Here is a 252-nt window from a genome sequence, read left to right as displayed (position 1 = left end):
CGATACAACAGCCGGGTTTCGGTATCCGGGTATTCGCCGGCGCGGGCCAGGCTCATGAGGTGCTCGTAGTTGCGTTCCAGCACCAGGCGCAGGCTGTCGACGGTGATCATCGCTTCGGCAATGGCGGTTTGCGCCACAGGATCGTCTGCGGTACGGGCACCGTGCTTGCCGATATGTTTGGCGGCATTGTCACGGAACTCGTTGATCGCACCCTGCAGGGCGCCAATGGCCGATGTGGAGACGGCGCGGGAG

The 252-nt window shown here is 63.5% G+C and carries 1 pseudogene; it reads right to left on the bottom strand.

What is annotated here, in order from left to right:
• Nucleotides 1-252, bottom strand: a pseudogene (locus tag AAEZ06_RS27860) (flavin-dependent monooxygenase); the annotation flags it as partial.

This window comes from Pseudomonas sp. HY7a-MNA-CIBAN-0227, assembly GCF_040310325.1.
In the GTDB taxonomy this organism is placed as follows: domain Bacteria; phylum Pseudomonadota; class Gammaproteobacteria; order Pseudomonadales; family Pseudomonadaceae; genus Aquipseudomonas.
Note: the sequence above shows the minus strand (reverse complement) of the source record. Positions and strands in the feature narration are given on the sequence as shown.